We start from the raw sequence: 9620 nt of genomic DNA on the forward strand, positions 1-9620 counted from the left end.
TACAATCGAATTGCAGCCCAAAGTTGTTGAATGCGGGCGAATGACGTTGGTTTGCCTTGGGTTTACCGCACTTCCATGACCTCGCCAGTGTCGAGCTTCTTCACATAATCGACGGCACTTCCATTCCAGTGATAGGCAAAATGCGCGCCTTGCGTTGGGATTGGCACCACATCCGGCCAGAACGCGGCGATGCAGTTGCCGCTCGCAAACCTGACGCTGGGCCAAGCGATGCCGTTGGAGCCTGCTGCGCGGCGCTGTGCACCGAACACCTGCGAGGGGCCATAGTGGTCGGGGTCCAGCAGGTCTGCCCTCCCTGTGATATCATCCATGTCGGCGTCCACCGAACCGATCAACTCGCGGAACTGCGATGTCCAGCCGGGGGCTTCGTCCGTCGCCAGCATGGTTTTGGTGTGGTGATGGATGGTCTCGGCGATGGCCACTTCGGTGCTGTCGCCCGCGTAATACAAGCCAAACGTCCCATCGGTGAACCGCCCGGGGCGCAGCGGTGAGCAATGCACGAAGGGCGCCATGACCCAGCTGGCACCGGGGCCAGTGATGCGCCGGGCCAGCGGTACCTTTGCCAGATCGCCGATGCTGTCGCGGATGCGTGGGTTGAACTTGGCCTCGGCTGAGGCCAGCGCCTCCCAATCCGCAGGATCAGCGATGTCCTCGAACAGGTCAATCGGCGGATAGATCGAGCGGATGATCCGGGCGCTGCGCGGCCAGATCACGCGACGCACCGGCGCTGTCACCATGCGCCGCGCTCGGCGTCCAGATAACTGCGCAGATCGATCAGATCAGTGATCTCGCCGCGCATCATGATGTCGAGCGCGCTTTGGCCGTTGAAGGCCGCGTTTGGCTTTCTGATCCAGTCATATCCTCGGGCAGTATCGCTGAAGAGATAGCGCAGGCCTTTGTGGATCCCCATAAGGATTGCCATCCTTGCCCGCAGATCACGGTCAATGCGACCGATGCTGCCTTCTTTCCAGCGCGCCCATGTGCGCTGGGCCATATCGCCAAGAAGGGTTCGAGCCTCGATGTCGCTGAGCTGCCAGACGCGGAACAGGTTCACCGTGGTGCGCGCAAGGGCGGCCGCCTCCTCGTCCGTGATGGAGGGAAGGTCTGGGCGGGCGGCTGTTGGATGGATCGTGGCAAATTGCATGGCTTCTCTCCTTTGACATCAATATAAATATTAAATGCCATTTGGCAAGATGTGGTTTCTGGTGAGATCGGTTCCGCAATCAGATCCAAGGCCGCACCTTCGGCATCACTGCCGTCACCTCGACCTCCCGCAGCATCCGCCCCACCATCAGCCCATCCCGCACCCAATCCAGCGCCTGCCACCAATCCTCATAGCCGCGCCGGGCGGATGCGATCTGCTCCGGATGCGGTCGCCACGTGACCGGGCAGGCCAGAACCTCCACAGTGCGCCATTTGCCGCGTGATAGCACCCGTTCTGTGCCGACGACGATTGTGGTCGCCCGCTCGCCATGCTGGTTGCTCTTGGTCTCCACCGGCACGCAACGCGGCACGACGCCGGGCATCCAGTCTGGCGTCATCCCGGCACGGGCCATTTCCGCCACGCTGATCGCCATGCGAATGCCACCCAGACTGTCGGGCATTCCAGCGACCGTGGCGGCAACGATCTCGGCATCTGCGTGAGTGTAGCTGCCCATCTTGTGCTGGCCACCATCCACCTTGCAGCCCAGCGCGGCGCGCTGGAGTAGAACGTATTCGAGACCAAAGCCGAAGCCTTCCTCGGACACATCCTTAGGCGGCCGCAATTCCAGCTGTGCCTTTTCCACTCGGAACGCCCATTCCAGCACTGCCTGCACGCCCAGCGTCCGTTTTGCCTTTGCAGCACGCGCATGTCCGATCCGTCCCAGCATGCTCATGGCTGCAATCCTTCAAGGAAATCCATCTGCGCCTGGCGGTGATCGCCCTCCGTCGGTCGCCAGATCCACGGGGCCGAGGCCATGGGCAGCTGCGAGAGAGCGCCACGCATGTGCCGCTGCCAGTGGGTGAACTCCATTGCCGAGCAGGCGCAGAGCGCGTGCCCGATGGGCCAACCCATCAGCCATCCTACGAAGAGCGGGTTCAGCCGCCGCCGCGCCCGGGCTTTCAGGATGCGCCGCGAGACGACCCGCCCATGCGAGGCAATCATTGAAGCCCAGAGCGGGCGCGAGATCGGGGCGTGATGTGAGCACCGCTGCCCATCCGGCATGATTTCCGGGGCCGGGCGGGTGAAGCCCTGCTCCGCGCGATAGTGCAGGATATCCATCCGGGACTTGCCATCTGCCCGAATGATGCTGCCTTCGCTCGACCCTTTCCAGTTCTGCGCGGCCGGGGTCGGCCATTGCGCTGCCTGCGGTGGCAGCGGTGGCATCCCGCCCGAGCCATAGCTCTGGCCCGGCCCGCCCTTCGCGCCATCTGTCGCTTTCGGCGTCGACCAGTTGCTGATGCCCAGCGCCAGCGCTTCCGCCTTGCGGGTGAAGTCGCTGTTGCCCGCCGGGTTGTAGCTGGCCGTTCCGGCATGCAGGCTCATCGGTGTGGGCCAGGATGAAGATCCGGAGCCGCTGGTGCGGCGCGCCAACTTCTGCCGCGCTGAACAGGCCCGCCGCAGGCGTGTAACCCATGTCCCAAAGCTCTCGCAGCACGGTTTCAAGCCCGAGGCTGACGTGCCCGGGGACGTTTTCAAGGAACACCCATTCGGGGCGGCATTCGCCGATGACCCGGGCAACATCGGGCCAGAGATGGCGGGGATCATCGGCCCCGCCGCGCTTGCCAGCGGCGCTGAAGGGTTGGCAGGGATATCCGGCGAGGATGATGTCGAAAGCACCTCGGAAGGGTCGGGCATCGAAACTGCGCAGATCATCCCAGATGGGTGCCGGTGCGAAATATCCTGCGCGCTGGGCTGCGATGAGGACAGTTTGGGGCCAGCCTTCCCACTCGACAAAGGCGCGGGTGTGAAAGCCAGGCTCGGCGAGCACGAGGCCCATATCCAAGCCTCCGCCGCCTGCGCAGAGGGATAATCCATGCCAGGGACGTGACACCATGCCATTCACCGGATCCCCCGCATGCGAAGGCGCTCTGGCGTGACCAGCCCGCGTGCCAGCATCAAGCCGCACATGGCGGCGCTGATCATGTTCTGGGGCAGATAGGCGTCGGAGTTCACCTTGGCGGCGTAGAAGGCTGCCAGCTCATCCTCGCTCGGTGGTGGGCCAGCATCACGTTTGCGCTGCCGCTTGGCTTTCGCTTTGCTGGCATTGGCCGTGATCGTCTGCGCATCGCGCTGGGCGGCGCGTTCCATGAACCGATCCAGCGCTTTTGGCCCATCTGGCGGATCGGGATGATCGGCTCGGCTCTCGGTAGCAACCTCGATGATGCGATCTTCGGACAATCCGAGACCCTCGACCCAGCGGCGCACATGCGTTCGTGCGGGCCAGCCCTGCCACCAGGCGGGCAAGGTGGCGTTGGCTTTGAGGCCCAGCGCCATCAGCAGCTCTGCGAAAAACTGATCAAACTCGATTTCGCGCGCAGCCGCGTCCTCCTCCTCCTTTACTGGTTTACTTAAAGGTTCTCTTACAAGGTTAGTCTCCGGATTCCGGAGATGGCTTTGGGCAAAATCAGGAGATGGGATTGCCGAAAATCCGGAGATGGCTCCATCACCGGATTCCGGAGTTGGTTCGGCACCTTGTTCTTCCTCCGTTCCGTCAAACCCGTCTCCGGTTTCCGGAGTTGGCTCTTGTGGAAACCCTTTCTCAAACCCCAGGATGTAGCGTGTGGCCTGCCGCTTGTAGGTGCGCGGATCATGGGTGCGAACCCGGTGGATCAGCCGCAACTCTTCCAGCTTGGCGAGATGGGCGTTAAGTGCCGAGATCGACATTTCCGCATCCTCGGCCAGCCGTGCCTGTGTCGGGAAGCAGCCGAAGTCCGGATTGTGCCGGTCGCACAGATGCCAGAGAACGATCTTGGTGGCAGGCTTTAACCCGCGGCGCTGGATCGCCCAGTTGGTGGCGTCATGGCTCATGGCGCGATCCTCCGGGATGGCTGCACACGGCTGGTGAAACCATGATCGGCCAGTGCGCCCAGCGCATCGTCGACGGACCGCACCAGTGCCCAGCCAAAGCCCTGCGCCAAGACGGTCTCCCGAAACGCGTCTTGCGCGGGTCGCAAACGGCCTTTGGCGCTTTTGACCTCCAGAAACAGCACACGGCCTTCGGATATTACGAGCAAATCGGCAAAGCCGGGATGCACGCCCATGCCGGCGAGGATGGCCTGGCGCTTGGCACCGCGAGGCCCGGCCTCTGTCACCTCATTGGCGCAATGGTGCACGATGGCGTTGCGGGGCAGGGCGATGCGCAGGGCGGAGACAATCGCGCGCTGCGCGTCGGCCTCTGGCGTTCCCCGGCGCATCATGACGAGCACTCCGGATCCTGGTCTGAGCGATGGCGATGGCGCAGCGGGCTGCGCGCATCCAGAACCACGAGAAGCACGCAGGCGTCCTCGCGCTCCCTGGCCGTTTCGCCATGGCTGGCGATCACGCGGGCTGCGAGCCGGATCAGCCCGTCCTGATGATGGGCCACATCCGCCAGAACGGCGCGGGCCTCGGCCAGACGTTCCGCACGCCAGACCGGATCCATGGCGGCGCGGTCCCGCGCGAACGGCAAGGGCGCGCTCATCGCCGACCCCGCGCCGGTATCTTGCGCGCCGTTTCCCTGGCCTCAAGCCAACTGCGCACGGCGCTGCGACGGTAATACACCTTGCGTCCGAGCTTGATGCTCTGGGGGCCGGTCCGCTTTGCATCCCACCGCCACAGCGTATCCTCGGATACTCCGAGACTGATCGCTAGATCATGGCGACTGATCCAATCCTCCAGCAGGTCCATGTCGGGCCCTGATTTGTCGATCTCCTGCGTATCCAGCATCTTTGTGTCCTTCCCCGATTGCGCCCGAATGCGGGCAATTGCGTCTCGGGGTGCAGGGGAGCAGAGGACGGGGGGTGGCAGGGTGGCATAAACCGGCGTATTCAAATCACCCTTCGTGCCACCCCTTGTTTTATTGAGGCTTTATCGAATTTCACAGCTTTCACTCCGGCGAGTGTTCTTGCCGCATTAACAACCATTAGTTGCAACGACACGGTGCCGCCGGGGTGCCGTCGGCACGTCAGGAATCACCGCCGCGCAGCACCCCTCATGAAACCTTTGAAAGGGATGAAGCGATGGCTTTACCGGCACGTGTGTTCTGGACTTTGGAGAAATTGGCGGCGCGTTGGGGATGCGATCCTGCTGAAATTGTGGGATGGGCAACTGAGGGGATTATTGAAATCGTCACAAGTGTCGGAATGGTCCAATGCAGCGGCACTGAGCCGCTGATTGGATTGGTGGTGGTCTGCGCCGAAGACATCATGCCGTTGTTTTGGGGCAATCGCTCGGAAGCCAAGGCTTGTATGATCTGGCGCATCCGGCCGCAGGGCACAGCGACATGGAAGATCATCACGGCTCCCGCCCATGGCGTGGCAATCGAACTGCACGATCTGATGGTGACGACAAAATCTGCCCAGCGCTTTGAGGATGAATACGATCCGTTGCACCGCGTTCACGTCAGCCCGGGGCGGTCGTCGCGGCATGATTGGGAGGGGATGCTTCAAGCCCTGATGATAAGATTGTTCGAGTACGGATTGCCGGAAACGCAGGCCGACTTTGTGGCGCAAGGCCAGGATTGGTTCGTGGCGAATGCCAAGGATGGGTCTGTTCCGGATGAAAGCCAGATCCGGCGCAAGCTCAGCTCGATTTGGCGGGCTCTGAAGAAACCGCAGTAAGCACGACCAAGTCTGATCAACGGCGTTGATGCCCGTTCAGGGCGAGTTCAACGCCCGCCCTGAACAATGCGCAGCTGCGGCTTCATCATCTCCGCGACCGCATTGACCCCATCCCGGAGCGGCGAGTCCATCATATGCGCGTAGCGCTGCGTCGTGCGCATCTGAGAATGCCCCAGAAGCTTTCCGATCATTTCCAACGATGCGCCACCGCTGACCAGCAGCGATGCGAAGGTATGGCGCAGATCATGAATGCGCACACCCGCAATCCCGGCTTCAGTCTGGATCTGACGCCAGAAGCGGCGGATTTCCTTGACGGGCTGGCCGGGCACATCGCCGGGGAACAGCCACGGGCAGCCCGGATACACGGCGGTTTGCCTTTGGCGCACGATGGCGGCCACATCCGGTGAAATTGGCAGACGGTGAACTTTGCGCTGCTTGGTGGTGGTGGCGGGTTTGGACCATGTGGCAAATTCCAGATTGAATTGTTCAAACCGCGCGCAGCGCACTTCGCCAAGGCGGCCGCCGGTCAACATGCACATCCGGATGATATTGGCCGCGCGCTGGTCTTCGGCTTTGCCCAGCGCCTTGGCCAGACGATCAATCTCATCCATGCTCAGATAGCGTTCGCGCTCGGTCTCAATGCGCCGGTGAAACCCCATCGCGGGGTTATCGGGGCGCAGTTTCCACTGAACGGCGAGGCTGAACATCTTGCGCAACACCTCGCCGGTGCGATTGGCGCGGATCGGCGTGGGTTTTGCCCCCTGCAGCTTGCGCGCGCGATTGTTGGGTTTGGTCTTGGAGGGGCGGGCGCGGCCTTTGGCAATGTCGCTCAGCAACCGATCAACATCATCCAGCGTGATGTCCTCGACCAGCTTGTGCTTCCAGACCGGCTGGACCATTTTGCGCAGCATGGAAATCTGATCGGATCGGTTGGTCGGAGCCAGATTTGGGGTATGGGTTTCGATATAGCGGTCGATCAGGTCCGGGATGCGGGGGGCCGCTATCCCGGCTTCGCGCTCGCCCAATGGATCACCACCATCGTCAATGACGCGGCGCAGTGCTTTGGCCTGTTCGCGTGCGGCCGTGACCGTCCATTCCGGCCACCTGCCAATGGTGAAGCGGCGCTGGCGTCCTTTGACGCGGTAATCCAGCGCGAAATGCCGACTGCCGGATGAAAAGATGCGCAGTGAGAACCCCCGCACATCTTCATCGAAAACCTGGTAAATTCCCGCGCGCGGTTCGGCGGCCCTGACCAGTTTTTCGGTAAGTTTTTCTCTTTGCGCCATGATCGACCACCCCTTTGCTGACGTGACACAGGCGTGATCCGCGCTGCAGTTCAACTCAAACATCGCCAGAGGGGGTGGCAGGGTGGCATAAACCGGCAAATAGAAACGCAGGCTCGTGCCGGTCCCTTTTTGTACTGCAGTGGTGGGGTTCGGCGACAACTATCACGACTGGCCCATTGTTGCCGTTCGCACAGAGCTGCCCGCCCACGGTCACTGCGTAAGTAAAGCATAGAGTTCAGCCGAGTATTCTCACGAGGTTGCTTCTCAACGACCCGCCACTGCGCTATACGAAATTAACTTGGCAGTGTTAACTAAATGGAAGATTCATTATGCAGCTCAGTCCCTTACATTTGTCGGTCGCAAAGCTCTTAGACGGGCGGCTGTTCCAAATTCCCGACTATCAACGAGCCTATTCTTGGCAAAAGCGCCAGAGACAGGATCTTTTCGGCGATATTGAGGAAGCGCACCGCTCTGGCCGTGAGCATTTTATGGCGACTGTAGTCGCACTTGCTCGCGAGAAGCGGGTAATTGCTGCTGACGAACTCCAGGCGGTGGAACTGGTTGACGGACAGCAGAGAGTTACTACTATCGTTATTCTTTTGAAGGCGCTTGAAAAACAACTTTTAGAGACCGGGAATGAGAGTCAAGCACGTGCGAAACGCGATCTCGGCGACCTTCTCGTCAAAGGCGACGATCACTCGCTCGTTCTTTTGCAGACAAACCATGATAGCAGCAACGTCTTCACCAGCTACCTGCGCAAGGGTGAAATCGATGAGACGTCAATCACGACAGCCTCTGATAAGAACGTTGTGGATGCGGTACGAGAGTGTGAGGAGTTCGTCGCAGGCTGGGCCAGCAAGGGCACGCTGATCGAACTTCTTGGCACGATACGAAACCGACTGTCGATGATCTATCACGAACTCGCTGACGAAGCGACTGTTTACCGGGTGTTCGAAGTGCTCAACAGCCGTGGTCTTGATGTGAGATGGATCGACAAAACGAAGAGTCAGTTGATGTCATCGCTCTTCGAGTTCGTTGAAGACGGGTCTCGCACGGATGGCCTGCGTGAGATGCGAAAAATCTGGCAAGACATTTACCGAATTCTCGGTCTCAAACAAGCTTTAGGCAATGAAGCGTTGCGTTTCGCAGGCACTCTTTCAATCTCTTCACGGCCTAATCGTGTGGTGGGGGAGGAAGATGCGTCTGTCGCTTTGATCCAGCGCGCTGGAAGAGAACTTAAGACAATTGTCGAATCCGCAGAGTGGTTGTTGAAAGTAGTTCGCCTAGTGAATGATCTGAATTCCGACGTGCGGCGAGCTGCAGTGACCAAGATCGCGCATGCCAGATTCCTCGCCATTGCGATCATGCTGCGGGGTTTCGAGAAGGAGGTCCAAGAAGAATTGTTGGGTGCATGGGAAAATGTGACCTTCCGCATCTTTGGGCTTGGTGGTGCCGATACGAGAATGAAAGTGGGCGAGTACGTCAGGTTGGCCTATGATGTATATAAGAACGAACTATCATCCGCCGAAATTCTCAGTGAGTTGAAGAAACTCGGCAATGACTATGAAATAAATGATTTGCTTGCGGACCAAGACTACTGGAACAACTGCTATGAGGGGTGGGCTGAAGAACTGAGGTATCTTCTCTTCCGTTACGATGAGCACCTTGCCAAACAAGCGGGCGAACAGATTAATGCGTCTCAGTGGAACAAGATCTGGACAGTCGAGCCTTCAAAATCGATCGAGCATATTGTTCCGCAAAGCGCCGATCCTGAATTTAAACATCACTTGGGAAATCTTATTATGCTTCCGCCCGGTATGAATTCGTCGCTCCAAGACGATCCCCCGAAAGATAAAGCTGAAGCCTATCTGGGCTGTGGACTGCGGGAAACCATGGCAGTCGGCAAGCTTGTCAAGAAAACCGGGACTTGGGATGAGACGCAAGTGAAGAAACGTGTAGAGCGCATAGAGCAGTTCGTGAAAACTGAATGGGGTGACTGATGGGCAAGATTTCAGTCCGATTGGGCTGACCTGCTGTCTGTCACCGAATTGAGGGGCGTCTCCCGGCAATGACGGCAAATGATTGCTTTGTCGGCACATCGGTAGCTGTAATTTCGCATTTGTTGCGCGACGAACCGACTGGGATTAATTGTAATCGCGGAGGTTCGAGTCAACGCTGAGTCAACGGACGTATGCAGTTTTGGGCAAATCCAGAGCAACCCAATGCAGTCGAATGTTGTCGGTTGCCGTGTAACAAAGTGCGTGAGAACAGAGACTTACCGGCTAAGTCGTTGAGATACATAAGCCATTGGAATCGCTAGGGTTTTGGCTCATAACCTGAAGGTCGTAGGTTCAAATCCTACCCCCGCAACCAAAACTAATTCGTCAATGTTATCAATAGCTTGAGATTTAGCGCTCAGGCTCTTTTGCATTTTGGCTCCTAAACTCAGCAAAAGTAGCGACGCCAAAGCACCTTCCAGATGGATTGAGAGTTTGCCCTCAGGCTCGCTTGGGG

11 protein-coding genes and 2 pseudogenes are annotated in these 9620 nt (G+C 59.3%); 2 read left to right on the forward strand and 11 right to left on the reverse strand.

Annotation, left to right across the window (positions count from 1 at the left end; all coding sequences use genetic code 11):
- Positions 1–62: 62 nt before the first annotated feature.
- The 9 genes and pseudogenes from AKU94_RS07930 to AKU94_RS07970 all read right to left on the reverse strand — a co-directional run bounded on the left by AKU94_RS07930 (position 63) and on the right by AKU94_RS07970 (position 4927).
- Positions 63–755 (reverse strand): RES family NAD+ phosphorylase, encoded by a 693-nt coding sequence (locus AKU94_RS07930; protein ID WP_050526758.1) that lies wholly within the window; start codon positions 753–755, stop codon positions 63–65.
- Positions 749–1162: an MbcA/ParS/Xre antitoxin family protein gene (locus tag AKU94_RS07935; protein ID WP_050526759.1), complete on the reverse strand. Its 414-nt coding sequence runs from the start codon at positions 1160–1162 to the stop codon at positions 749–751. The genes AKU94_RS07930 and AKU94_RS07935 overlap by 7 nt, the downstream gene beginning before the upstream one ends.
- A gap of 79 nt (positions 1163–1241) precedes the next feature.
- Entirely contained in the window at positions 1242–1895 is a 654-nt protein-coding gene (locus tag AKU94_RS07940; protein WP_050526760.1) for a hypothetical protein, read from the reverse strand.
- Complete coding sequence (locus AKU94_RS20345) at positions 1892–2545, reverse strand: hypothetical protein (RefSeq protein WP_050526761.1); 654 nt, start codon at positions 2543–2545, stop codon at positions 1892–1894. The genes AKU94_RS07940 and AKU94_RS20345 overlap by 4 nt, the downstream gene beginning before the upstream one ends.
- 55 nt (positions 2546–2600) lie before the next feature.
- Positions 2601–3056: pseudogene (locus AKU94_RS20880) on the reverse strand (DNA cytosine methyltransferase); the annotation flags it as partial.
- Between the two features lie 5 nt (positions 3057–3061).
- Positions 3062–4030 carry a helix-turn-helix domain-containing protein gene (locus AKU94_RS07955; RefSeq protein WP_050526763.1) on the reverse strand — a complete coding sequence of 323 codons (969 nt, stop codon included), beginning with the start codon at positions 4028–4030 and terminating at the stop codon, positions 3062–3064.
- Positions 4027–4419, reverse strand: a complete 393-nt coding sequence (locus AKU94_RS07960; RefSeq protein WP_050526764.1) for a nuclease — start codon at positions 4417–4419, stop codon at positions 4027–4029. The genes AKU94_RS07955 and AKU94_RS07960 overlap by 4 nt, the downstream gene beginning before the upstream one ends.
- Positions 4416–4682 carry a hypothetical protein gene (locus AKU94_RS07965; RefSeq protein ID WP_050526765.1) on the reverse strand — a complete coding sequence of 89 codons (267 nt, stop codon included), beginning with the start codon at positions 4680–4682 and terminating at the stop codon, positions 4416–4418. Before AKU94_RS07965 ends, AKU94_RS07960 begins: the two co-directional genes overlap by 4 nt.
- Positions 4679–4927 (reverse strand): helix-turn-helix transcriptional regulator, encoded by a 249-nt coding sequence (locus AKU94_RS07970; RefSeq protein WP_050526766.1) that lies wholly within the window; start codon positions 4925–4927, stop codon positions 4679–4681. The genes AKU94_RS07965 and AKU94_RS07970 overlap by 4 nt, the downstream gene beginning before the upstream one ends.
- A gap of 224 nt (positions 4928–5151) precedes the next feature.
- Between AKU94_RS07970 and AKU94_RS07975 the strand changes: the two genes are divergently transcribed.
- Positions 5152–5820 (forward strand): hypothetical protein, encoded by a 669-nt coding sequence (locus AKU94_RS07975; RefSeq protein WP_157056468.1) that lies wholly within the window; start codon positions 5152–5154, stop codon positions 5818–5820.
- A gap of 47 nt (positions 5821–5867) precedes the next feature.
- On the opposite strand, the gene AKU94_RS07980 is transcribed toward AKU94_RS07975, so the two are convergent.
- Positions 5868–7106 (reverse strand): tyrosine-type recombinase/integrase, encoded by a 1239-nt coding sequence (locus AKU94_RS07980; protein WP_050526776.1) that lies wholly within the window; start codon positions 7104–7106, stop codon positions 5868–5870.
- A 329-nt stretch (positions 7107–7435) separates the two neighbouring features.
- Here AKU94_RS07980 and AKU94_RS07985 point away from each other — a divergent pair, with 329 nt between their 5' ends.
- Complete coding sequence (locus tag AKU94_RS07985; RefSeq protein ID WP_050526768.1) at positions 7436–9106, forward strand: DUF262 domain-containing protein; 1671 nt, start codon at positions 7436–7438, stop codon at positions 9104–9106.
- A 329-nt stretch (positions 9107–9435) separates the two neighbouring features.
- Here AKU94_RS07985 and AKU94_RS20355 read toward each other — a convergent pair.
- Positions 9436–9620: pseudogene (locus AKU94_RS20355) on the reverse strand (recombinase family protein); the annotation flags it as partial.

Origin of the sequence: Pseudorhodobacter aquimaris, assembly GCF_001202025.1 — a bacterium.
Classification (GTDB): Bacteria; Pseudomonadota; Alphaproteobacteria; order Rhodobacterales; family Rhodobacteraceae; genus Pseudorhodobacter; species Pseudorhodobacter aquimaris.

Coding starts and splice junctions, on each gene's coding strand:
- AKU94_RS07930 (WP_050526758.1), bottom strand. CDS start 755: ATGGTGACAGCGCCGGTGCGTCGCGTGATCTGGCCGCGCAGCGCCCGG.
- AKU94_RS07935 (WP_050526759.1), bottom strand. CDS start 1,162: ATGCAATTTGCCACGATCCATCCAACAGCCGCCCGCCCAGACCTTCCC.
- AKU94_RS07940 (WP_050526760.1), bottom strand. CDS start 1,895: ATGAGCATGCTGGGACGGATCGGACATGCGCGTGCTGCAAAGGCAAAA.
- AKU94_RS20345 (WP_050526761.1), bottom strand. CDS start 2,545: ATGAGCCTGCATGCCGGAACGGCCAGCTACAACCCGGCGGGCAACAGC.
- AKU94_RS07955 (WP_050526763.1), bottom strand. CDS start 4,030: ATGAGCCATGACGCCACCAACTGGGCGATCCAGCGCCGCGGGTTAAAG.
- AKU94_RS07960 (WP_050526764.1), bottom strand. CDS start 4,419: ATGATGCGCCGGGGAACGCCAGAGGCCGACGCGCAGCGCGCGATTGTC.
- AKU94_RS07965 (WP_050526765.1), bottom strand. CDS start 4,682: ATGAGCGCGCCCTTGCCGTTCGCGCGGGACCGCGCCGCCATGGATCCG.
- AKU94_RS07970 (WP_050526766.1), bottom strand. CDS start 4,927: ATGCTGGATACGCAGGAGATCGACAAATCAGGGCCCGACATGGACCTG.
- AKU94_RS07980 (WP_050526776.1), bottom strand. CDS start 7,106: ATGGCGCAAAGAGAAAAACTTACCGAAAAACTGGTCAGGGCCGCCGAA.
- AKU94_RS07985 (WP_050526768.1), top strand. CDS start 7,436: ATGCAGCTCAGTCCCTTACATTTGTCGGTCGCAAAGCTCTTAGACGGG.